The 22,705-nt window shown below is 69.5% G+C and carries 23 protein-coding genes; 21 read left to right on the top strand and 2 right to left on the bottom strand.

Features of this window, described 5'->3' with window-relative positions:
- Positions 1-12 precede the first annotated feature (12 nt).
- The 4 genes from PQI07_RS00445 (at position 13) to guaA (ending at position 4,208) form a co-directional block, all read left to right on the top strand.
- Positions 13-1,386 carry an NTP/NDP exchange transporter gene (locus PQI07_RS00445; RefSeq protein WP_274925789.1) on the top strand — a complete coding sequence of 458 codons (1,374 nt, stop codon included), beginning with the start codon at positions 13-15 and terminating at the stop codon, positions 1,384-1,386.
- Between the two features lie 238 nt (positions 1,387-1,624).
- A complete protein-coding gene (locus PQI07_RS00440) occupies positions 1,625-2,023 on the top strand; it encodes a hypothetical protein (RefSeq protein ID WP_043755553.1) in 399 nt (132 codons plus the stop codon).
- Entirely contained in the window at positions 2,020-2,439 is a 420-nt protein-coding gene (locus PQI07_RS00435; RefSeq protein WP_043352116.1) for a hypothetical protein, read from the top strand. The genes PQI07_RS00440 and PQI07_RS00435 overlap by 4 nt, the downstream gene beginning before the upstream one ends.
- 212 nt (positions 2,440-2,651) lie before the next feature.
- On the top strand, positions 2,652-4,208 hold the full coding sequence (gene guaA, locus PQI07_RS00430) for a glutamine-hydrolyzing GMP synthase (protein ID WP_274925788.1): 1,557 nt from the start codon (positions 2,652-2,654) through the stop codon (positions 4,206-4,208).
- A 134-nt stretch (positions 4,209-4,342) separates the two neighbouring features.
- On the opposite strand, the gene PQI07_RS00425 is transcribed toward guaA, so the two are convergent.
- Together PQI07_RS00425 and tsaA are read right to left on the bottom strand one after the other, a co-directional pair.
- On the bottom strand, positions 4,343-5,035 hold the full coding sequence (locus tag PQI07_RS00425; protein WP_274925787.1) for an SGNH/GDSL hydrolase family protein: 693 nt from the start codon (positions 5,033-5,035) through the stop codon (positions 4,343-4,345).
- Positions 5,032-5,529, bottom strand: coding sequence for a tRNA (N6-threonylcarbamoyladenosine(37)-N6)-methyltransferase TrmO (gene tsaA / locus PQI07_RS00420; protein ID WP_043352118.1), 498 nt, complete (start codon positions 5,527-5,529; stop codon positions 5,032-5,034). The genes PQI07_RS00425 and tsaA overlap by 4 nt, the downstream gene beginning before the upstream one ends.
- Positions 5,530-5,642: 113 nt before the next feature.
- Between tsaA and PQI07_RS00415 the strand changes: the two genes are divergently transcribed.
- From PQI07_RS00415 to hisA, 17 genes are all read left to right on the top strand, one after another.
- Positions 5,643-7,136: an AMP nucleosidase gene (locus PQI07_RS00415; RefSeq protein ID WP_043383644.1), complete on the top strand. Its 1,494-nt coding sequence runs from the start codon at positions 5,643-5,645 to the stop codon at positions 7,134-7,136.
- Positions 7,137-7,285: 149 nt separating this feature from the next.
- Positions 7,286-7,876: a hypothetical protein gene (locus PQI07_RS00410; protein ID WP_274925786.1), complete on the top strand. Its 591-nt coding sequence runs from the start codon at positions 7,286-7,288 to the stop codon at positions 7,874-7,876.
- A gap of 215 nt (positions 7,877-8,091) precedes the next feature.
- Positions 8,092-9,393: an SLC13 family permease gene (locus tag PQI07_RS00405; RefSeq protein ID WP_274925785.1), complete on the top strand. Its 1,302-nt coding sequence runs from the start codon at positions 8,092-8,094 to the stop codon at positions 9,391-9,393.
- A gap of 129 nt (positions 9,394-9,522) precedes the next feature.
- On the top strand, positions 9,523-9,924 hold the full coding sequence (gene sdhC / locus PQI07_RS00400) for a succinate dehydrogenase, cytochrome b556 subunit (RefSeq protein ID WP_043352126.1): 402 nt from the start codon (positions 9,523-9,525) through the stop codon (positions 9,922-9,924).
- Between the two features lie 10 nt (positions 9,925-9,934).
- Positions 9,935-10,354 (top strand): succinate dehydrogenase, hydrophobic membrane anchor protein, encoded by a 420-nt coding sequence (gene sdhD / locus PQI07_RS00395; RefSeq protein ID WP_043383655.1) that lies wholly within the window; start codon positions 9,935-9,937, stop codon positions 10,352-10,354.
- Between the two features lie 32 nt (positions 10,355-10,386).
- Complete coding sequence (sdhA, locus tag PQI07_RS00390; RefSeq protein WP_043352130.1) at positions 10,387-12,204, top strand: succinate dehydrogenase flavoprotein subunit; 1,818 nt, start codon at positions 10,387-10,389, stop codon at positions 12,202-12,204.
- A gap of 83 nt (positions 12,205-12,287) precedes the next feature.
- Positions 12,288-13,112 carry a succinate dehydrogenase iron-sulfur subunit gene (locus PQI07_RS00385; RefSeq protein ID WP_024831121.1) on the top strand — a complete coding sequence of 275 codons (825 nt, stop codon included), beginning with the start codon at positions 12,288-12,290 and terminating at the stop codon, positions 13,110-13,112.
- 170 nt (positions 13,113-13,282) lie between these two features.
- A complete protein-coding gene (locus PQI07_RS00380; protein ID WP_043352132.1) occupies positions 13,283-13,867 on the top strand; it encodes a protease inhibitor Inh/omp19 family protein in 585 nt (194 codons plus the stop codon).
- A 91-nt stretch (positions 13,868-13,958) separates the two neighbouring features.
- A complete protein-coding gene (locus tag PQI07_RS00375; protein ID WP_274925784.1) occupies positions 13,959-15,824 on the top strand; it encodes an ABC transporter ATP-binding protein in 1,866 nt (621 codons plus the stop codon).
- Positions 15,825-16,021: 197 nt separating this feature from the next.
- Complete coding sequence (gene petA, locus PQI07_RS00370; protein ID WP_043351452.1) at positions 16,022-16,591, top strand: ubiquinol-cytochrome c reductase iron-sulfur subunit; 570 nt, start codon at positions 16,022-16,024, stop codon at positions 16,589-16,591.
- Between the two features lie 13 nt (positions 16,592-16,604).
- Positions 16,605-17,891 (top strand): cytochrome b, encoded by a 1,287-nt coding sequence (locus PQI07_RS00365; RefSeq protein ID WP_043351447.1) that lies wholly within the window; start codon positions 16,605-16,607, stop codon positions 17,889-17,891.
- An 18-nt stretch (positions 17,892-17,909) separates the two neighbouring features.
- Entirely contained in the window at positions 17,910-18,821 is a 912-nt protein-coding gene (locus PQI07_RS00360) for a cytochrome c1 (protein WP_274925783.1), read from the top strand.
- A 296-nt stretch (positions 18,822-19,117) separates the two neighbouring features.
- Positions 19,118-19,993 carry an S-methyl-5'-thioadenosine phosphorylase gene (locus tag PQI07_RS00355; protein WP_274925782.1) on the top strand — a complete coding sequence of 292 codons (876 nt, stop codon included), beginning with the start codon at positions 19,118-19,120 and terminating at the stop codon, positions 19,991-19,993.
- Positions 19,994-20,077: 84 nt separating this feature from the next.
- Positions 20,078-20,665: an imidazoleglycerol-phosphate dehydratase HisB gene (gene hisB, locus PQI07_RS00350; RefSeq protein WP_043755573.1), complete on the top strand. Its 588-nt coding sequence runs from the start codon at positions 20,078-20,080 to the stop codon at positions 20,663-20,665.
- Positions 20,666-20,738: 73 nt separating this feature from the next.
- A complete protein-coding gene (locus PQI07_RS00345; RefSeq protein ID WP_043351449.1) occupies positions 20,739-21,218 on the top strand; it encodes a DUF2628 domain-containing protein in 480 nt (159 codons plus the stop codon).
- A 19-nt stretch (positions 21,219-21,237) separates the two neighbouring features.
- Positions 21,238-21,897, top strand: a complete 660-nt coding sequence (gene hisH / locus PQI07_RS00340) for an imidazole glycerol phosphate synthase subunit HisH (protein ID WP_043351441.1) — start codon at positions 21,238-21,240, stop codon at positions 21,895-21,897.
- A 37-nt stretch (positions 21,898-21,934) separates the two neighbouring features.
- Positions 21,935-22,678 carry a 1-(5-phosphoribosyl)-5-[(5-phosphoribosylamino)methylideneamino]imidazole-4-carboxamide isomerase gene (gene hisA, locus PQI07_RS00335; RefSeq protein ID WP_274925781.1) on the top strand — a complete coding sequence of 248 codons (744 nt, stop codon included), beginning with the start codon at positions 21,935-21,937 and terminating at the stop codon, positions 22,676-22,678.
- Positions 22,679-22,705: the final 27 nt, after the last annotated feature.

Raw genomic sequence — 22,705 nt, 5'->3', positions numbered from 1 at the left:
TGAGATCGGCCCATGTCTGAACCCGCACCCGCCCGCGGCACGCTCGCGCGCCTGATCGACGTTCAGCCCGGCGAGGGTCGGGCGCTGGCGTGGTCCTGGGCCTACATCTTCTCGATCCTGGCCGCCTACTACGTGCTGCGCCCGATCCGGGATCAGATGGGCGTCGCCGGCGGCATCGAAAACCTGCCCTGGCTGTTCACCGCCACCCTGGTGGGCATGCTCGCCCTCAACCTGCCCTTCGCCTACTTGGTGAAGCGGATGCCGCGGGCGCGGTTCGTGCCGATCACCTACCGGTTCTTCGCGGCCAACATCCTGGCCTTCGCGCTCACACTCTATCTCGCCCCCGCCGAGTGGGGCGTGTGGATCGGCCGGGTGTTCTTCGTCTGGCTGTCGATCTTCAACCTGTTCGTGGTCTCGATCTTCTGGGCGACGATCGTCGACGTGTTCTCGAACGCCCAGGGCAAGCGCCTGTTCGGCTTCATCGCAGCCGGCGCGACGCTCGGCGCCATCGCGGGTTCGGCGACCACCGCGATCCTCGCCAAGAACGTCCCGACCTGGGGCCTGATGCTCTGCGCGGTGGTGCTCCTCGAGATCGCCGTGTTCTGCATGCGCGGTCTCGCGGCCCTGTCGACGCAGCTGCACGAGGTGCCGGGCCACGACCGCAGCGCCGATGACGGGCAGGATCGGACGATCGGCGGCAGCGTGCTCGCCGGCGTCACGCGGACCTTCGCGTCCCCCTACCTGCTCAACATCTCGCTGTTCCTGCTCCTGTTCTCGGTGACCTCGACCTTCCTGTATTTCGAGCAGGCGGGCATCGCCAAGCGGAGCTTCTCGGACCGGGGTGCGCAGACCGCCTTCTTCGCCAGCGTCGACCTCGCGGTGAACGTCCTGACGCTGGGAATCCAGCTGTTCCTCACCGGCCGGATCGTGAATCGCATCGGCGTCGCCCTGACGCTGGCGATCCTGCCGGCCTTCAGCATCCTCGGCTTCGCGGCGCTCGCCGTCTGGCCCACGATCGGCGTGATCGTCGCGTTCCAAGTCCTGCGCCGGGCCGGCAACTTCGCCATCGCGCGACCGGTGCGCGAGGTGCTGTTCACCGTCGTCCCGCGGGAGGATCGCTACAAGGCCAAGAGCTTCATCGACACGGTGGTCTACCGCCTGGGCGACCAAGTCGGCGCATGGTCGTTCACGGGCATCCAGGGCGTCGGATTCGGCAGCGCCGGCGTGGCAAGCGCCGCGATCCCGCTCTCGGTGGCGTGGCTCGTGAACAGCCTCTGGCTCGGGCGCGCACAGGACCGGCGCCGGGACGAGCAGGCGGCGGAGCCGGTCGGTGAGTCTGCGCGGCCCATGCCGTTCGGTCGCGGGGCGGCCTCGCCCGGTCGGTGAGCGACGCGGGCCGGCCTACCGGTGCCGCATGAAGTCCCAGATCAGGTAGGCCGGGAACGGCAGCATGATCGCGAAGAAGATCCAGTCGAACATCTGAGGCATCAAGCCATCTCCCGCTCGGCCCCCTCTGGTTCTACCGGCATGGCCGTGTGAAGTTCCGCGCGGCGGTGGCGGTCCGTTAAGAGGCGGTTTACCCTGACGGGCGACGTATCGCGCTCGGTCCGGGCGGGAGAGAGACATGGCGGGACCCGCATGGTCGGCGCCGCGGCGCTGGTGGCGCTCCGCCGAGCCCGCGATGGCCGTGCTCGGGCTCCTCGCCGTGACGCCGGCTCCAGTCGCCGCGCAGGAGCCGCTCTACATCCGCATCCGCCCCCTACCGGACGCCGAGGCCGCGCGCGTGGCCCGGGAGATGCTCTGGGCGCGCCGGCAGGCCCATGCCCGTGCGGTGATCGAATCCGTCTGCACCGGCTGCCTCGGTGCCTGGAAACCCGAGACCGTCCCGGCCCCGAGCCCGGCTCCGGCGCCGACGGAGGACCGGATTGCGAACCTCACAGTTCCGATAGGGGTTGAACTCGACCCCGGCTCCGGGGCATCCGACCCGCATCCCGATCCATCGACCTCCGAGAGGCATCCATGACGCAAGCGCATCCGACCAGCGGCGCCGAGCCCGAAGTCGATTGCCCGGTAACCCTCGAGGTCCTGGGCTCCGTCTACCGGGCCGACGATTTCGACCTGCCGCTGATCCTGGAGCAGATCCCGCCGCTGAAGCGCGCGCAGCTGGCCACCTACCTCTATGGCAAGAGCCACATGCACAAGCTCGGGCTGAAGGTCGCCCGCTCCTGCGAGCGCGACGACCTCATCCGCGTGGCGGGCGAGATCGGCTCGGTGATCCACGGACAGGCGCACCTGAAGCCGTCGCGGCCGGCGCCCGAGCCGGCTCCCCAGCTGCGTGCCAAGACTCCGCCCGGCCAGAAGAAGGTGAGCCTCGCCGGCGCCGCCGCAAAGCCCGCGATCAGCCTCGGCGGATCGGCCAAGGTCCGCAACTTCGACTGAGAGCCGACGCGTCGGGTGAGCCGAGACCACGTCGCGCGCCTGACCGGATCGGCCGATTCGGGTCCCGGGTCGCGCCGCGTGGCCCCGGGACGACGCAAGGGCGTATGACCGACGGGCGGAATCCGGCATTCCGTCGGCGTCAGCGCGTCGGAAGACCGGACAACCCGGACTTGTGCGTTGCACCCGCCCCGGCCTTCGGATAATCGCCCGCGATGAACACCGACCACGACAAGATCCTGATCGTCGATTTCGGCTCTCAGGTGACCCAGCTCATCGCCCGCCGGGTGCGGGAGGAGGGCGTCTATTGCGAGATCGTGCCCTTCACGAAGGCCGAGGCCGCGTTTCGCGAGCAGAAGCCCAAGGGCGTGATCCTCTCCGGCGGCCCCGAATCGGTAACCGTCGAGGCCTCGCCCCGCGCGCCCCAGCTCGTGTTCGATTCGGGCGTCCCGGTCTTCGGCATCTGCTACGGACAGCAGACCATGGCGGCCCAGCTCGGCGGCGCCGTCGAGGGCGGACACCACGCGGAGTTCGGCCGGGCCGAGGTTGAGATCCTGGCCGACTGCCCCCTGTTCCAGGGCGTCTGGCACAAGGGCGAGAAGTACCCGGTCTGGATGAGCCACGGTGACCGCGTCACCAAGCTGCCGGACGGCTTCACCACCGTGGCGATCTCCAAGAACGCGCCCTTCGCGGCGGTGGCCGACGAGGCCCGCAACTACTACGCGGTGCAATTTCACCCGGAAGTGGCACACACCCCCCACGGCGCCCTGCTGATCCGCAACTTCGTGCGCGACGTGGCCGGCTGCTCGGGCGACTGGACCATGGGCGCCTATCGCGAGGAGGCCATCGCCAAGATCCGCGAGCAGGTCGGCTCCGAGAAGGTGATCTGCGGCCTGTCGGGCGGCGTCGATTCCGCCGTGGCGGCCGTGCTGATCCACGAAGCGATCGGCGACCAGCTGACCTGCGTGTTCGTCGATCACGGCCTCCTGCGCCTGGGCGAGGCCGAACAGGTCGTGGCCCTGTTCCGCGACCACTATAACATCCCGCTGGTTCACGTTGAGGCGTCGGGGATGTTCCTCGCGGCCCTCGAGGGCGTCTCGGATCCCGAGGTCAAGCGCAAGACCATCGGTCGCCTGTTCATCGACGTGTTCGAGGCCGAATCGAAGAAGATCGGCGGGGCGAAGTTCCTGGCGCAGGGCACGCTGTATCCGGACGTGATCGAGAGCGTGTCGTTCACGGGCGGCCCGTCCGTGACCATCAAGAGCCACCACAATGTCGGCGGCCTGCCCGAGCGCATGGACATGAAGCTCGTGGAGCCGCTCCGCGAGCTGTTCAAGGACGAGGTCCGGGTCCTCGGCAAGGAACTCGGCCTGCCCGAGGCCTTCGTCGGCCGTCACCCGTTCCCTGGCCCGGGCCTGGCGATCCGCTGCCCCGGCACGATCACCGCCGAGAAGCTGGAGGCCCTGCGCAAGGCCGACGCGATCTACCTCGACGAGATCCGGCAGGCCGGCCTCTACGACACGATCTGGCAGGCCTTCGCGGTGATCCTGCCGGTGAAGACCGTCGGCGTGATGGGCGACGGCCGCACCTACGATCATGTCTGCGCGCTGCGCGCCGTCACGTCGGTGGACGGCATGACCGCCGATTTCTACCCGTTCGACATGGCCTTCCTGGGCCGGGTCGCGACCCGGATCATCAACGAGGTGAAGGGCATCAACCGGGTCACCTACGACATCACCTCGAAGCCCCCGGGCACCATCGAGTGGGAATAAGCAGGCCCGCAGCCGTCATCGCGAAAGCCGCGAGCCGATTCTGGGGAGCGTGACGGCAGGATTCCGGGCGCTCCCGGATCGCGCCGCGTCGCGCGCCGGGACGATGCGGACGCCGTGCCGCAGACCGCGCCCCGTCACGGCCCGCAGAGCGCCGGCTCGACCGCCTTCAGCGCCGGCCGGAACGCCGCGAGATGCAGCCCGTCCCGCAGGGCACCGGGCTTGGCGTAGCCGGTGTCGCCGTCGCGCAAGGCCGCGAACGGGTCCGTGAACACGCAGCCGAGCCGGCCGCACAGGTTGCGCAGGCGCTGCGAGTAAACTGCCACCGCGCCGGCATCGACGAGCTTGCCGAGCTCACGCCCGACCGGGGGGAGGGCCGTCACCACGACGCGCGGGGTCAAGGTCTGGAGCCGCTTGACGATCGCCTCTGCGGCGGCTTCGAACTGCGCCGTCGGCTTGTCCAGCTGCGGGTTGTTCTTCACGAGGATGTCGTTGGTCCCGATCGTCAGGGCGGCGAGCCGGGGAGGGACCTTGAAGGTCAAGCGCGCGAGGTGGTCCGCATAGCTGGCCGCGGTCGAGCCGCTGATCCCGCCGTTGAGGAAGTCGAGGCCGCAGGGCCGCTGGCTGCCGGGCTGCAGCTCCACCTGGGAATCGCCGGCCCAGAACACGTAATTTGGCGGCGCCTCGTCGAGGCTGACCTGCACGGCGATCAGGCGCATCTCCGCGTAGGCCCGCGCATCCGCGGCCGGCCTATGCAGGCGCCACCCGGCGAAACCGCCGATTGCCAGCAGGGCGAGCCCACCGAGAATGAGAAGGGCAACGCGCCTCACGGCTCGGCCCCGGCCCGGTCGACCTGCGCGTCCGGCCGCGCATCCGTGGAGGCGTAGTAGGGTTTGATGTCGAGGAGCGGCGTGCCGTCGAGGCAGTCGAGCCCGCGCACGCGGAGCGTGTCGCCGTCGCGGCCGAGCAGTTCCACCACCGACAGGGCGATCGGGTTGGGACGGGCGGGCGAGCGCAGGGAGAAGGTGCCGCGGGGACCGTCGGCGTGGCGCGGGCGCTGGATCACGAGGCCGCGGGTCGCCCGGTCCATCCAGTAGAGCAGGATCAGGTGCGTGCAGCCCGTGACGTTGCGCAGGCCGGGGACGTAGGCCGGATCGACCTCCACGGTGCAGACCGCATCGGTCTGCAGGCCGTTCTTCGGACAGTCGGATCGCGCCTGCCAGGGCGTGCGCAGCCGGCCGATGAAGTGGAGGCCCGCATCGAAGGTCGTGGGCAATTCTGCCCTCACTTCGCCGGGACGGGTTCCGAACTCATCCGCGTCCATGCCGCCTCGCTCCGCGCCGGCGGGCTTGTCGGCCATGTGCCCGCGGCCCGCAACCCCGCATCTCGCCCCCGGATGGTGCGGGGTGTAGATCCGGCAGCAGGAACGGAGGCGACATGATCGAGCGGGAATTGCGGCCGATGCAGGCGGTGGCCGATGCCGGGACCGCCGTCGACCGGCTGGTCGAGCTCTACGACGACGCGGCCGGCGCCCTGCGAAATGCCCTGGAGCGCTACCTCGCCGGGGGGCCGCCGCCGGACGCCACCGAGCGGCTCGCCTTTCGCTACCCGGAGCTGCGGATCAGCTATCGCCCGGACGGGCCGCTGCCGCGCGTCCGGCGCGCCACCGCCAAGCTCCAGGCGGCCGGGACCTACGCCACGACGGTGACGCATCCGGCGTTCTTCCGGACCTACCTGACCCGTCAGCTGGAGCCGCTGATCGCGGATTACGGCATCGCCATCGAAGTCGGGCTGAGCGCGCAGGAGATCCCCTATCCCTACGTGCTGGAAGCCGGGCTCGACGCGGGCGGCCGGGCGGTCGACGGCGCGGATCTCGCCACCTACTTCCCGGTCCCGCTCCTGTCGCTCGTCGGCGACGAGATCGCCGACGGGACCTTCGACCAGGTGGCGGGCGAGCCGCTGCCCCTGGCGCTGTTCGACGGCGTGCGGGTCGATTACTCCCTCCGGCGGCTGGTCCATTACACCGGCTGCGACTGGCGCGACGTCCAGCCCTGGATCCTGCTCACCAACTACCACCGCTACGTCGACCAGTTCGTCCGCCACGGCCTGGAGCGGCTGGCCTCGGGCGCGGAGGGGTTCGAGCGGCTGGTCCTGCCGGGCGGAGTCTCCGTGAGCCGCGCCGAGGCCGCCGAGGCCGACCCCGCCGCGGTGATCGCCGCCTCGCCCTGGCACCGGCACCAGATGCCGGCCTACCATTTGGTGGCGCGCGACGCCGACGGGACCCAGCAGGGCACGACGCTGGTCAATATCGGCGTCGGCCCCTCGAACGCGAAGACGATCACCGACCATCTCGCCGTGCTGCGCCCGGATTGCTGGCTGATGGTCGGCCATTGCGGCGGCCTGCGGCAGTCGCAGACGATCGGCGACTACGTGCTGGCGCACGCCTATCTCCGCCGCGACCGGATCCTCGACGAGCTCGTGCCGCCGGACGTCCCGGTCCCGGCGCTGGCCGAGGTGCAGGTCGCGCTCCAGAGCGCCGCCGCCTCTGTGACGGGCGAGCAGGCCGATGCCCTGAAGCGGCGCCTGCGCACCGGCACGGTGGTGACCTATGACGACCGCAACTGGGAGCTGCGCTTCAGCCAGGAGCGGCGGCGGATCAACCAGTCCCGCGCGATCGCGGTCGACATGGAGAGCGGCACCGTCGCCGCGCAGGGCTTCCGCCTCCGCGTACCCTACGGCGCGCTGCTCTGCGTCTCCGACAAGCCGCTCCACGGCGAGATCAAGCTGCCGGGCGCCGCCAATGCGTTCTATGACCGGGCCGTCTCGGAGCATCTCCAGGTGGGATTGGCGGCACTCGACGTGCTGCGCGCCGACCGGCACGGTCTCCACTCGCGCAAGCTGCGCAGCTTCGATGAGCCTCCGTTCCGGTGAGGGGCGTCCGGCGCGGTCCTCATCCGGTCCGCGCCCGAGGACGGCTCTCGCGACGGACTGCCACGTCGCCCCAAATACTCAAGCTTGGATATCGCGGCGTTTTGAAGTGTTGGGGGATTAATACACCTCGCTTCAAGCTGAGATTTCCCATGACTCGTATCGCACTTGTTTCGACCGCTCTTCTGGCAGCGGTCGCTTTCGCTCCGACCGGTGCGGATGCGCGCGGCTTCGGCGGGGGTGGCTTCCACGGCGGAGGCTTCGGCGGTGGCGGATTTCACGGCGGCGGGTTCGGCGGCGGCTTCCGCGGTGGCAGCGTGGGCGGCGGGTCGTTCCGGAACGGCGGCTTCGGCGGCGGGGCCTTTCAGAACGGCGGAGTCGGTGGGACGCGGGTCGGCGGCCTGGGTGGTGGCTTCCGGGGCGCGGGGCTCGGCGCGGCCGGCGTGGCCGGAGCCGGCGGGCTTCGGGGCGGCGGCCTCCGGACCGGCGGATTCCACGATGCCGGCCGGTATGGCGGGATCGGGAACCGCGGGATTGTCGGGCGTGGCTACGCCAACCGCGGCTATTACGGCCAGCGCTATGGCCGCGGCGTCGGCTACGGCCTTGCGGGGGTCGGGCTCGGCCTCGGGGTCGGCTACGGCCTGAGCGGCCTCGACTACGGGTACGACAATTGTGCCGACACGTACGGCTACGGGGCCTACGACCCGGCCGCCTGCAACGGCTACTACGGCTACGGCTACTGAGCCACGCGAAGCGGGTCCTCAGACGCCCTTTGAGACAGCACCGCGCCCGGCCGGCTCTCGGCCGGGCGTCCGCGTTCGTAAGCAGGCCGACGCGGCCCATCGCGCCTAGAGCCTTCGCGGTTGACGAAGGCTCGCTCAACAACTCCCGAATTGCGAACCGTTCCAATCCGACGAGGATGCCGCCTCCGGCGTAGCGTGGTGCGGGGACGATCGCGGTGAGCGGGGAGGGGTCGATTGCGGCGACGGCGGCACTGCTCGTGGCGTGCATGAGCCTCTGGGCGACCGCCCTGCTGCCCGAGATCGTTACGGCGCTGGCCTTCTTCGGACTGGCGATGCTGCTGCGGCTCGGCTCCGCCGCGACGGTGTTCTCCGGCCTCTCGTCCTCCGCCTTCTGGCTGGTCCTGTCCGGCCTGGTCGTGGGGCAGGGCATGACCCGGACGGGCCTCGACGCCCGCATGGCGCGGAGCCTCGCCCTGCGCCTCTCGGGCTCCTACGGCCACTTCATCACCGGGCTGGTGGCGCTGAGCTTCCTCATCGCCTTCGTCATGCCGTCGAATCTGGGCCGCATCGCCCTGATGATCCCCGTGACCCTGGCGCTCTGCGACGCCTTCGGCCTCGCGGTCGGCCGCCCGGGACGGACGGGCGCCGTGCTGGCGGTCGGCATCGCCACGCCGATCCTGTCGGCAGCGATCCTGCCCGCCAACGTGCCGAACCTCGTCATGGCCGGCTCGGCGGAACACCTGCTCGGGCTGCAGCTCTCGTACCTGTCCTACTTCGTCCTGCACGCCCCGGTCCTGGCCGCGGTCAAGGGCGTCCTGCTGGTGGCTCTCATCGTCCGGCTGTTTCCGGACGACCTCGGCCCGACCGCGCCGACCCTGCCGGTGCTGCCGCCGCTCTCCGCACCTGAGCGGCGCCTCGCGGTGATCCTCGCCTGCACGCTGGTCCTCTGGATGACCGACGCCCTGCATGGGCTCGCCCCCGCCTGGGTCGGCCTCGCCGCCGCGGTGGTCTGCCTGCTGCCGCGGATCGGGGTGCTGCCGCCCGAAGCGTTCCAGCAGGTCAACCTGCGGACCTGCTTCTACATCGCGGCGCTGCTCGGTCTGGTCGCCCTGGTCAACGAGACCGGTCTGGGCGGGCGTCTCGGCCATCTGCTCCTGGCGGTCGCGCCCCTGGCGCACGACGCGCCGACACAGAACTTCGCGGTGCTCACCGGCATGGCGACGGTGCTGACCCTGCTCGTCACCGCCAACGGCGCGCCGGCCCTCTACACGGCCCTGGCGGGCGAGATGACGGAGGCGAGCGGCCTGTCATCCCTCGCGGTCGTCTCCCTGCAGGTGATCGGCTACTCGACCATCTTCTTCCCTTACCAGGCGCCCCCGATCGTGTTCGCCAGCGAGCTCGGGGGCGTCCGCCTCGGGGACGCGACGCGCCTCACCGTGAGCTTCGGCCTCCTGTCGTTGCTGGTGGCCGCGCCGCTCGACTACGCGTGGTGGCGACTGCTGGGGCAGCTGAGGTGACAGAATCGGCAAAGTGTCGCCCCAGACGGCACATTGCGCCGCACCATGGCGGATTGCGGGTTGCCCGCTCAGCCACTAGCGCTACCAGATTAGAGACGGTCCAGTTCGCAGCTGCGAGGCTTCAACCCGATGGCACCCACCGCCCGCCCGACAGTGGCACAGCCGCTATCGCCCCATCTCCAGATCTATCGCTGGACCTGGACGATGGCGATGTCGGTGTTTCACCGTATCACCGGCACCGCGCTCTATGGCGGGACTGCACTGGTCGCCCTCTGGCTCGTGGCTCTGGCTTCCGGACCGGTCGGCTACTCTTACGTGGCCGGGTTCTTCGGCTCGCTGTTCGGGCGCCTGATCCTGTTCGTCTATACGTGGGTGCTGATGCACCACATGCTGGGCGGCATCCGGCACCTGATCTGGGACACGGGCGTGGGCTTCGATCGGGAGAAGCGCCTGTCGATGGCCCGGCTGACCCTGATCGGCTCGGTCGCGCTCACCCTCGTCATCTGGGCGGTCGCCCTTCTGGTCCGCTGAGGAGGCCCACATGGCTCAGAAAGAGGTCCGGCAGGACACGCGCGTCTCGATCCGCACCCCCCGCGCCCGGGTCCGCGGGCTCGGCGTCGCGCACCACGGGGCCGGCCACTGGTGGCTGCAGCGGCTGACCGCCATCGCCAACGTCGTGCTGATGCTGAGCTTCGTGGTGATCGTCGCCAAGATGTCGGGCCGCGGCTTTGCGGAGGCGCGGCTCCTCGTCGCGACCCCCCTGGTGTCAATTCTCCTGATCCTGGCACTGCTGTCGGTTACGATCCACATGCGTCTCGGCATGCAGGTGATCATCGAGGACTATGTGCACGCCCCGGCCATGAAGATTGCGGCGGTTCTCGCCAACAACGCCTACGCGGTCGTCGTGGCCGTGGCCTGCCTCTACGCGGTGCTGCGCATCGGCTTCGGACAGCCGGCCTGAACCCCGCCAACCCCTATTTCGAGGAGCCGAACATGGCCGCCAACGGCACAAACGGCAGCGGGCCTGCCTACACCATTCACGATCACGCCTTCGACGTGGTGATTGTCGGCGCGGGCGGCGCCGGCCTGCGTGCCACGGTCGGCTGCTCGGAAGCCGGCCTGCGCACCGCCTGCATCACCAAGGTGTTCCCGACCCGCTCGCACACCGTGGCGGCGCAGGGCGGCATCTCGGCGTCCCTCGGCAACATGGGCCCGGACGACTGGCGCTGGCACATGTACGACACCGTGAAGGGGTCGGACTGGCTCGGCGACCAGGACGCCATCGAGTACCTCGTGCGCAACGCGCCCGCCGCCGTCTACGAGCTGGAGCACTGGGGCGTGCCGTTCTCCCGCACGGAGGAAGGCAAGATCTACCAGCGCCCGTTCGGCGGCATGACCACCGATTACGGCAAGGGCACCGCCCAGCGCACCTGCGCGGCGGCCGACCGCACCGGCCACGCCATGCTGCACACCCTCTACGGGCAGGCGGTAAAGAACCAGACCGACTTCTTCATCGAGTATTTCGCCCTCGACCTGATCATGGACGAGGAGGGCCGCTGCCGCGGCGTCATCGCCCTCGACCAGGCCACCGGCGAGATCCACCGGTTCCGCGCCCAGATGACTATCCTGGCGACCGGCGGCTACGGACGCGCCTATTTCTCGGCGACCTCCGCGCATACCTGCACGGGCGACGGCAACGCCATGGTGCTGCGCGCCGGCCTGCCGCTGCAGGACATGGAGTTCGTGCAGTTCCACCCGACCGGCATCTACGGCGCGGGCTGCCTGATCACGGAAGGCTCCCGGGGTGAGGGCGGCTATCTGACGAATTCCGAGGGCGAGCGCTTCATGGAGCGCTACGCACCGTCGGCCAAGGACCTCGCCTCGCGCGACGTGGTCTCGCGCTCCATGACCATGGAGATCCGGGACGGCCGCGGCGTCGGCAAGAACAAGGACCACATCTACCTGCACCTCGACCACCTGGATCCGAAGATCCTGCACGAGCGCCTGCCGGGCATCTCGGAATCCGCGCGGATCTTCGCGGGTGTCGACGTGACCAAGGAGCCGATCCCGGTCATCCCGACCGTCCATTACAACATGGGCGGCATCCCCACGAACTATCACGGCGAGGTTCTGACGCTGCGCGACGGCAACCCCGACACCGTGGTTCCGGGTCTCATGGCCATCGGCGAAGCAGCCTGCGTCTCCGTGCACGGCGCCAACCGCCTGGGTTCGAACTCGCTGATTGATCTCGTGGTGTTCGGCCGCGCCGCCGGCAAGCGCTGCGCCGAGATCGTCGAGCCGAACGGCCGCGCCATGGAACTGCCGAAGGGGGCCACCGACAAGGCCCTCGAGCGCCTCGACCGGTTCCGCTACGCCAACGGCGCGACGCCGACCGCGGAACTCCGCGCCGAGATGCAGAAGACGATGCAGAACAATTGCGCCGTGTTCCGCACCGGCGAGGTTCTGGAGGAGGGCAAGGGCCTGATCCACAAGGTCTGGAACGCCGCCGCCGACGTGAAGGTCACCGACCGGTCGCTGGTCTGGAACACCGACCTCCTGGAGACCCTGGAGTTCGACAACCTGATCGGCCAGGCGGTGGTCACGATGGAATCGGCCGCCAACCGCACGGAATCCCGCGGCGCCCATGCCCGCGAGGACTTCCCGGACCGCGACGACAAGGACTGGATGAAGCACACCCTGTCCTGGCTCGACGAGAGCCGGCATCAGGTGAACATCGATTACCGTCCGGTGCACACCTACACGATGTCCAATGAGATCCAGTACATCGAGCCGAAGGCCCGCGTGTACTGATACGAACCTCTGCTCAACGACTGCGGCGGCGGGGCTTCTGCCCCGGCCGCCACGTCCTGCTCTAGCGGAAGCCGTCGAGAACCATGGCCCAGTTCAACCTTCCGAAAAATTCCCAGATCACGCAGGGCAAGTCCTGGCCGGCGCCTCCCGGCGCCAGGAACCTGCAGACCTTCAAGATCTACCGCTGGAACCCGGATGACGGGGCCAACCCGCGGATCGACACCTATCAGGTCGATCGCGAGGATTGCGGGCCGATGGTCCTCGACGCGCTCCTGTGGATCAAGAACAAGGTCGACTCGACGCTGGTCTTCCGCCGCTCCTGCCGCGAGGGCATCTGCGGCTCCTGCGCGATGAACATCGAGGGCCAGAACGCGCTCGCCTGCACGATGGGCATCGACGAGTGCAAGAGCCCCGACAACGCCCTGCCGGTCATGACCCGCAAGGACAAGGACGGGGCGATCCGGATCTATCCGCTGCCGCACATGCCGGTCCTGAAGGACCTCGTGCCGGACCTCACGAATTTCTACGCCCAGCACGCCGCCATCGAGCCCTGGCTGCAGACCGAGACGCCGGCCCCGGAGAAGGAGTGGCGCCAGACTCCGGAGGACCGCTCCCGCCTCGACGGTCTGTACGAGTGCATCCTCTGCGCGTGCTGCACCACGTCGTGCCCGAGCTACTGGTGGAACGGCGACAAGTTCCTCGGCCCGGCAGCCCTGCTGCAGGCCTATCGCTGGCTGATCGACTCGCGCGACGAGAACACGGGCCACCGCCTCGACGGGCTGCACGACCCGTTCCGGCTGTACCGCTGCCACACGATCATGAACTGCGCCAACACCTGCCCGAAGAGCCTGAACCCGGCCAAGGCCATTGCCGAAATCAAGAAGATGATGGTGGAGCGCACGCTCTGATTGCAGAGCCGGGCCACGTATTGAGGCCTGAAGGCCACACTGGGCCGAAAAGCCCGGCTCTCCGCAGCGGAGTCGTCTGCGCTTGAGAGGGCCGCCTTGCGGTCAGCGCAATTGGCACGGAGTCAGGGGCAAGCGCGTACGCGCCTCCAAGCCTGACCCAAAGTGGACCGATGCTGCGCCCGAGCCTGTCGACGTTCGCCGTTCTCTGCCTGGGCGCCAGCCTCGGCGCCTGTGCCTCGAGCCGCCTGGATGGGCCGAGGACGCGGGCGCCGTCGCCGCAGGCCTCCCTGGACACGGTGCCGGCCATGCCGTCGGGCACCGTGACCGCAGCCCCCCTGGCGCCTCCGCCCGGCGTGGCCGCGAGCCCCGACGCGCCGCCCCCGCCCGGTGCCCAGGCGGCCGCGCCACCCGCCGGTCCGACGGTGATCGCCGAGCCGGTCGCCCCGCCGGCGCCGCCGCCGCCGGTCGCCACCGGCGGTCGCTCCTCCGTGGTCGGAAGCTGGGATGCCCGCGATGCCACCGGAGCGAATTGCAAGGTGACGCTCTCGAGCACGCCGGCCCTCGACCTCTACAGGGCGACGGCGACGGGCTGCCCCAACAAGGATCTGGCCCGGGTCTCGGCCTGGGACTTCCGCGACGGGGAAGTCTACCTCTACCAGCCGGGCGGCTCCGTGGCGGCGCGGCTGCGCCAGGGCGGCGGCGGCCTGGAAGGCGCCCTGACCAAGTCGGGCGCCGCGCTGGCCCTGAACCGCTGAGACACCGCGGCGGCGCGACCACTCCGCACGGTTGGCGCGGGGCCGGTCGCGCTTACATGAGGGGCTCCCGCCGCGTCACGCCCCCGTAGACATGTTCCTCGATTGGCTTGAACGCCGCGTCGACCCCTTCGCGCCCTTCGACGAGGCGCGGATGCCGCCGCGGTCGATCCTCGGCTTTGCCTGGTTCTACCTGCGCCCGATCCGCGCCGCCCTGGCGGCCCTGTTCGTCATCGCGGTGATCGCCGGCACGGTCGAGGCGTCCCTCTACCTCGTGATGCGCTGGTTCATCGACCTGCTCGGCTCGGCCGATCGGGCGACGGTGCTGTCGGACCACGCGGTCGAACTCGGCCTCGTGGTCGTTCTCATCGCGGTGGTGCGTCCGCTGTCGATCTGGGCGCACGAGGTGCTGTCCAACCAGCTCATCGTGCCGCAATCGACCAGCCAGATCCGCTGGCGGGCGCATCTCTACACCCTCGGGCACGCGCTTTCGTATTTCCAGGGCGACTTCTCCGGCCGTCTGGCCAACCGCGTCGTCCAGGTGGGCCCGGCGGTGCGGGAACTCGCGGTCGTCTTCATCGACACGCTCCTCTACGTGGCGATCTACGCGATCACGGCGGTCGGGCTGTTCAGCGCGATCTCGCCGTGGCTCGCCGTCCCGGTGCTGCTCTGGATCGCCGCCTACGCGGCCCTGACCGCGTGGTTCGTGCCCCGGGCCCGGGCGCGCTCGCACAAGACCGCCGACACCCGCTCGACGCTCATCGGCCGGATCGTCGACAGCTACACCAACATCCTGACGGTCAAGCTCTTCGCCCGCGACCGCGAGGAGCGGGCCGCGGTGCAGGACGCGGTGGACGTCCACACGGCCGCCTATCTTCACCAGTTCCGGCTGGTGACCCTGACCACCAGCCTGCTCGGACTCCTCAACAGCACGCTCCTGATCGCCACCGGTGCCGCGTGCCTCATACTGTGGCGCGACGGCGGCATGACCACCGGCGAGGCGTCGGCGGGTCTCGCCCTCGTGCTGCGTCTGATCGCCATGTCGGGCTGGGTCATGCAGACCGTGCGCGGTGTCTTCGAGAATGTCGGCGTGGTCCAGGAGAGCATGCAGACGATGGCCCGGCCGCACGCCCTGGTCGACGCGCCGGACGCGCAGTCCCTCGTCGTCACCGGCGGCGAGATCCGATTCGAGGAGATCGGCTTCCATTACGGACGCGGCGACGCCACGGTCATCGAGGATTTCTCCCTGACGATCCGCCCCGGCGAGAAGGTCGGGCTTGTCGGCGTCAGCGGCGCGGGCAAGTCGACCTTGGCGGGTCTGCTCCTGCGCCTCTACGACGTGGAGAGCGGGCGCATCCTGGTGGACGGCCAGGACATCGCCGCGGTGACTCAGCAATCGCTGCGCGAAGCCATCGCGATGGTCAGCCAGGACACGTCGCTCTTGCACCGCTCCATCCGCGACAACATCGCCTATGGCCGCCCTGGCGCCAGCCAGGCGGAGATCGAGCGGGCGGCCCGGCTGGCGCATGCGGACGCGTTCATCGCCGATCTCGTGGATCACAAGGGGCGGCGGGGCTACGACGCCCAGGTCGGCGAGCGCGGCGTCAAACTGTCCGGCGGGCAGCGGCAGCGGATCGCCATCGCCCGCGTCATGCTGAAGGACGCCCCGATCCTGATTCTCGACGAGGCGACCTCGGCCCTCGACAGCCAGGTCGAGGCGGCGATCCAGGACTCCCTCGACACCCTGATGGCCGGCAAGACCGTGCTGGCCATCGCGCATCGCCTGTCGACTATCGCGGCCCTCGACCGGCTCGTCGTCATCGACCGCGGCCGGATCATCGAGGAGGGGACCCACGCCGAGCTGGTTGCCCGCGGTGGCGTCTATGCCGGATTGTGGTCGCGCCAATCCGGCGGCTTCCTGGATGACGGGACGGCCCGATACGACAGCGTCGTCGCGTGAGCGCCGCACCGGCAGCGTTACCGGCAACATACCGCGACGATCGCGGGTCGACCTTATCGCCGCGCCGCACACAGCGGCTTGACTCGGGGGCGTCAGACAGTCTCATTGCTCAGATTAGAACCATAATGCTTTGTTCCTGGATCGAGCCGGGACGAGGGCACCTGCGGCCCTGACGCCGACGCATGGAGTTCCGAACCTTGGCGAACACATCAGCCGCCGCTCCCGCGGCCTCTGGTCATGAGGGCAGCCGCCGTGACTTTCTCTTCCTGGCGACCGGCGCCGGGCTGGCGGTCGGAGCCGCGGCCGCGGCCTGGCCGCTGATCTCCTCCATGGCGCCCGATGCGGACACGATCGCCGCCGGGGCGCCGATCGAAGTCGATCTGACGCCGATCCAGGACGGCCAGATCGTCAACGTCTTCTGGCGCGGCAAACTGATCTTCGTGCGCAAGCTCACCGCCAAGGAGGTGGGCGACATGAAGGCGGTCCCGCTCTCGGCGATGATCGACCCGGCCGCCTTCCCGACGCGGGTCAAGAACGGCCACGACCAGTGGCTGGTGGTCTACGGCAACTGCACGCATCTCGGCTGCGTGCCGATCGGCCACCAGGGCAATTTCGAGGGCTGGGCCTGCCCGTGCCACGGCTCGCAATTCGACGCGGTGGGCCGCGTGCGCCATGGACCCGCGCCCATCAACCTGCCGATCCCGCCCTACGCCTTCGAGACGGACACCAAGATCCGGATCGGCGAAGGCGGCAAGGAAGCGGCCTGAGGAGGACGGAAGCATGAGCGGAACGGCCAGCACCTACGTCCCCAAGAGCCGCGTAGCCAAATGGTTCGAAGCGCGCCTGCCCATCGCCGGGCTGGTGCACTCGTCCTTCATTGCCTACCCGGTTCCGCGGAACCTCAACTACTTCTGGACCTTCGGGGCGATCCTCGCCGCCTTCCTGGGCATCCAGATCGTCACCGGCGTCTGGCTGGCGATGCACTATGAGCCTTCGGCGACGGGTGCCTTCACCTCCGTCGAGAAGATCATGCGCGATGTGAACTATGGATGGCTGCTGCGCTACGCGCATGCCAACGGCGCCTCGATGTTCTTCGTGGCCGTCTACGTCCACATGTTCCGCGCGCTCTACTACGGGTCGTACAAGGCCCCGCGCGAGGTGCTCTACATCCTCGGCGTCGTCATCTACCTGCTGATGATGGCCACGGCCTTCCTGGGCTACACGCTGCCCTGGGGCCAGATGAGCTTCTGGGGCGCCACCGTCATCACCAACATCCTGGCGGCGATCCCGGTGGTCGGCGACACGATCCAGACCCTGCTCTGGGGCGGCTACTCGGTGGGCAACCCGACCGTGAACCGCTTCTTCTCGCTGCACTACCTGCTGCCGTGGATGATCGCCGGCGTGGTCGTGCTGCACGTGTGGGCGCTGCACGTCACCGGCCAGAACAACCCGGCCGGCATCCCGATCAAGTCGGGCAAGGACGCGGTGCCGTTCACGCCCTACGCGACGATCAAGGACGTCTTCGCCACCTGCGTGTTCATGATCCTGTTTGCCTGGTTCCTGTTCTACCAGCCGAACTTCCTCGGCCACGCCGACAACTACATCCAGGCGAACCCGGCCGTGACGCCGGCGCACATCGTGCCCGAATGGTACTTCCTGCCGTTCTACGCGATCCTGCGTGCGGTCCCGAGCAAGCTCGGGGGCGTTATCCTGATGTTCTCGGCGGTGATCATCCTGGCCTTCGCGCCGTGGCTCGACACGTCGCGGATCCGCTCGTGCAACTACCGGCCGCTCTACCGCCAGTTCTTCTGGGTGTTCATCGGCGCGACCCTGTTGCTCGGCTGGCTCGGCTCGCAGCCGCCGGAGGGGGGCTACGTGCTGGCCGCTCAGGTCTGCACCATCTACTACTTCGCGCACTTCCTGATCGTCATGCCGCTCTGCGGCCTGTTCGAGACGCCGAAGAAGCTGCCGGGCTCGATCCTCGAGAGCGTGACCGGGCCGGGCAAGCAGGTGAGCGGATCCGGCATGCCGGCGGGCGCTGCCGCCGCACCGACCACCAAAGGTTGACGGGCTGACGACAGGACCATGATGATGACCCGCGTCCTCTCGACGACCGCCGCGGCCGCCCTGGCGGTTCTGCTGATCGGCGCCGTGCCGGTCTCCGCCCAGGAAGGGCATGGCGGGCCGATCCCGGCCCGCGTGAACTGGAGCTTCGCCGGCGTGTTCGGCCGCTTCGACACCGCGCAGCTGCAGCGCGGCTTCCAGGTCTACAAGGAGGTCTGCTCCGCCTGCCACTCGATGAAGCTGGTCTCCTTCCGCAACCTCGCCCAGGAGGGCGGACCGGACTTCACCGCCGGGCAGGTGAAGGCCCTCGCGGCGACCTATCAGGTGAAGGACGGCCCGAACGATGCCGGCGAGATGTTCGAGCGGCCCGGCCGGCCCGCCGACACCTTCCCGCCGCCCTTCCCGAACGATCAGGCCGCAGCGGCGGCCAACGGCGGCAAGGCCCCGCCGGACTTCTCGGTCATCGCCAAGGCGCGGACCTTCTCCCGGGGCTCGCTCTACTTCCTGACCGACTGGCTGCCCTTCGTCGGCTACTCGGAGCAGGGCCCCGACTACATCCACGCCCTGCTCAACGGCTACGAGGAGCCCCCGAAGGACTTCGCCCTGCCGGAGGGTGGTCACTACAACAAGTACTATCCCGGCCACATCATCGCGATGCCGCCGCCGATCACCGACGGGCAGGTCTCCTACCCGAAGAACGATCAGGGCCAGCCGGTCGTGCCCGAGACGGTCGATCAATACGGCAAGGACGTCTCGGCCTTCCTGATGTGGGCGGCCGAGCCGCACATGATGGACCGCAAGGCCCTGGGCTTCCGGGTGATCCTGTTCCTCATCATCCTGTCGGCACTGCTCTACTACGTGAAGAAGAAGATCTGGGCCGATGTCGGCGGCGAGGTGCACGGCCTCCAGCCGGAGCTGCACAAGACCTACTGAGGCGCGCTGCCGCGATCGACGAGATGGATGGGCTCCCGAAAGGGGGCCCATCTTTTTTGGGCTGGATCGCCATGTTAACCCGTGGCCACCGCGACGATCGGCTGGACGGAAGCGGGTTGAACCATCCCTCAACCTCATCCTGAGGTGCTGCGCAGCAGCCTCGAAGGACGGCTCCAGAGATCGCTGCGAATTCTGGAGCCCTCCTTCGAGGCCTCCGCTTCGCTCCGACACCTCAGGATGAGGTGGCGGATGGATCAGGCGGCCGTTATGCGCTGCGCGACCAGGGGAATACCTTCATGACGGCAGCGGTCCTCGGAGTGATGGGCGGGTCCGGCGTCTACGACCTGCCGGGTCTCGAGGACGTGCGCGAGGAGCGCGTGACGTCGCCCTGGGGCGAGCCCTCGGACGCCCTGCGCATCGGGCGGATCGGCGAGACCAAGGTCGTGTTCCTGGCCCGGCACGGGCGGGGACACCGGCTCTCGCCGTCGGGCATCAACTACCGCGCCAATATCGACGTCCTGAAGCGGGCCGGGGTCACCGACCTCGTCGCCCTCTCGGCCTGCGGCTCGTTCCGCGAGGAGCTGCCGCCGGGCCTCTTCGTGCTCGTCGACCAGTTCGTCGACCGCACCCACGGGCGCGCCACCTCGTTCTTCGGCGACGGCTGCGTCGCCCACGTGTCCCTCGCCCATCCGATCGGTCCGGGGCTGCAGGCGCGGATCGCCGTCGCCGCGAAGGCCGAGGACATCGCGGTGCATCGCGGCGGCACCTATGTCTGCATGGAGGGGCCGCAATTCTCGTCGCTCGCCGAATCCCGGGCCTACAAGGCTCAGGGCTTCGACGTGATCGGCATGACCAACATGCCCGAGGCCAAGCTCGCCCGCGAAGCGGAGATCACCTACGCCACCATCGCGATGGTCACCGACTTCGATTGCTGGCACCCGGGCCACGACGCGGTGGACGTCGCCTCGGTGATCGCGGTCGCCCGGGCCAACGCCGACAAGGCGGCGCGGCTCGTCGCCCGTCTCGCCCGCGATTTCCCGGCCGAGCGCGAGCCGTGCCCGGCGGGCGCGCACCGGGCGCTCGACGGCGCGATCATGACGGCGCCCGCAGTCCGGGATCCGGCATTGCTCGCCAAGCTCGACGCCGTGGCGGGACGGGTCCTCAACGGGTAGCCGGCCGCCCTTTCCATTCGGCGGCGAGTCCCTCTAGAAGGCGCGGGCGGCCGCGGCCGCCCCAGACGCGAAGTCCAGACCGAAATGCGCAGCGCCTCCATCAGCCGGAAGACCGCGGAAACCGATATCGCGGTCACCGTCCATCTCGACGGGACCGGGCGATCCAACATCGCCACCGGGATCGGCTTCCTCGACCACATGCTGGATCTGCTGGCGCGGCACGCCCTGTTCGACCTGGACGTGAAGGTCGTGGGCGACCTGCATATCGACCAGCACCATTCGGCCGAGGATTGCGGCATCGCCCTGGGCCAGGCCTTCGCCAAGGCGCTCGGCGACAAGCGCGGCGTCACGCGCTACGCCGACATCCACCTGCCGATGGACGAGGCGCTGACCCGGGTCTGCGTCGACATCTCGGGTCGCCCCTTCCTGGTGTTCCGCACCGCCTTCCGCGTGGAGAAGATCGGGAGCTTCGACACCGAGCTGGTGCGCGAGTGGTTCCAGGCCTTCGCGATGAATGCCGGCCTGACCCTCCACGTGGAGACTCTCTACGGCGACAACGCCCACCACATCGCGGAGAGCTGCTACAAGGGGCTGGCCCGGGCCTTGCGGAAGGCCGTGGCGATCGATCCGCGGGAGGAGGGGCGCGTTCCCTCCACCAAGGGCTCCCTGTAGACCTGTTGTCGCCGGGCGCCCGGATCGGCCACGCGGCCGTCGCGGCGCACGCTGTCGGAGTTTCGCGATGCGGATGCGCAGCTACACGCTCCACCTGCCGGCCGATGCGCGGCCGGGCGAGTCGGTCGAACTCGACCGGGCCGTGCTGGTGCGGGACGGCTTTTCCTGGCCGGCCTTCGCCTTCACGGTGCTGTGGTTCCTGTTCCACCGCCTCTGGATCGCCGCCCTGGTCGTCCTCGTCGGCCTCGTGGCATTGGCCGCGGCCGGCTTCGTGCTCGGGTTGCCGACCGGTGCCGGCCTGATCGTCTCCCTGCTGGCCGCTTGGCTGATCGGCCTCGAAGCGTCGAGCCTACGCCGCTGGACCCTGGCCCGGCGCGGCTGGCCGGCGCGTGACGCGGTCATCGCCGCGACGCCCGAGGAGGCCGAGGCCCGGGCCCTGAACCGCTGGCTCGAAGCCAGCCCGACAACGCCGCGGGCCCCGTTCCCGAGCGGTCCCAGCCGGCGGTCCGAGCCGGTGATCGGGCTGTTCCCCGCCCAGGAAGGCGCCCGGTGAGAGTCCGGGCGAGACGCGCATGAGCACCGAGACCGTCGCGATCATCGATTACGGGTCGGGCAACCTCCATTCCGCCGCCAAGGCCTTCGAGCGCGCCGCCCGCGAGAGCGGGCGCGATGCGCGTATCTGCCTGACCTCGGATCCGGAGGTGGTGGCCGCGGCCGACCGCGTCGTGCTGCCCGGTGTCGGCGCCTTCGCGGATTGCCGCCGCGGGCTCGATGCCGTTCCCGGCATGGTCGAGGCGATGACCCAGGTCGCGCACGAGGCGGGGCGCCCGTTCCTCGGGATCTGCGTGGGGATGCAGCTCCTGGCAACCCGCGGGTTGGAATATACCACGACGCCGGGCCTCGGCTGGATTCCCGGCGATGTCGGTCCGATCCGGCCGTCGGATCCGACCCTGAAGGTCCCCCATATGGGCTGGAACACCCTGCGGACCGAGCGCGACCATCCCCTGCTCGCCGGCATTCCCACCGGCGATGACGGGCTGCACGCCTATTTCGTGCACAGCTACGCGCTCAATGCGGAACGCCCGGACGACGTGGTGGCGCGCGCCGAGTACGGTGGCCCGGTCACCGCCCTCGTCGCCCGCGACAATGTCGCCGGCACGCAGTTCCACCCCGAGAAGAGCCAGCGGCTGGGCCTCGCGCTCATCGCCAACTTCCTGAACTGGCGCCCGTGAGCGCCGTTCGGCCCAGGCAAGAAGGACAGAAGCGCCCGTGATCCTGTACCCGGCGATCGACCTGAAAGAGGGGCGTTGCGTCCGCCTCATCCAGGGGGACATGGCGCAGGCCAAGGTCTTCGGCGACGATCCGGCCGCGCAGGCCGCGATCTTCGAGTCGCAGGGCTTCTCCTGGCTCCACGTGGTCGATCTCGACGGCGCCTTCGCGGGCGCGCCGCGGAACGCGGAGGCCGTCGACGGCATCCTGGCGCGGGTGAAGATCCCGGTCCAGCTCGGCGGCGGCATCCGCGAGATGAAGACTCTGGAGGGCTGGCTGAGCAAGGGCGTCGCCCGGGCGATCATCGGCACCGCGGCGGTGCGCGATCCCGGCTTCGTCCGGGAGGCCGCCCGCAAGTATCCGGGCAAGATCGCGGTCGGGATCGACGCCAAGGACGGCCGCGTCGCGGTCGAGGGCTGGGCCCAGACCTCCAGCATGACTGCGGAGGAGCTGGGGCGCCGGTTCGAGGACGCGGGCGTCGCGGCGATCATCTACACCGACATCGCCCGCGATGGCATCCTGAAGGGCCTCAACGTCGAGATGACCCTGGCACTCGCAGAGGCCGTGCGCATCCCGGTGATCGCCTCGGGCGGCCTCGCGTCGATCGACGACGTGCACCGGCTGCTGCAGCCGGATTGCGCGCTGATCGCCGGCGCGATCACGGGCCGGGCACTCTACGACGGCCGCATCGATCCGGAGGCGGCCCTGGCGGCGATCGCTGCGGCGCGCGGCCCGGCCGCGTGATAGTCTGAGGCCTGCGATATGAGACGG

Source organism: Methylobacterium sp. 092160098-2 (assembly GCF_028920805.1).
In the GTDB taxonomy this organism is placed as follows: Bacteria; Pseudomonadota; Alphaproteobacteria; order Rhizobiales; family Beijerinckiaceae; genus Methylobacterium; species Methylobacterium fujisawaense.
The sequence above is the reverse complement of the archived record's forward strand: the minus strand, read 5'-3'. Positions and strand labels throughout refer to the sequence as shown.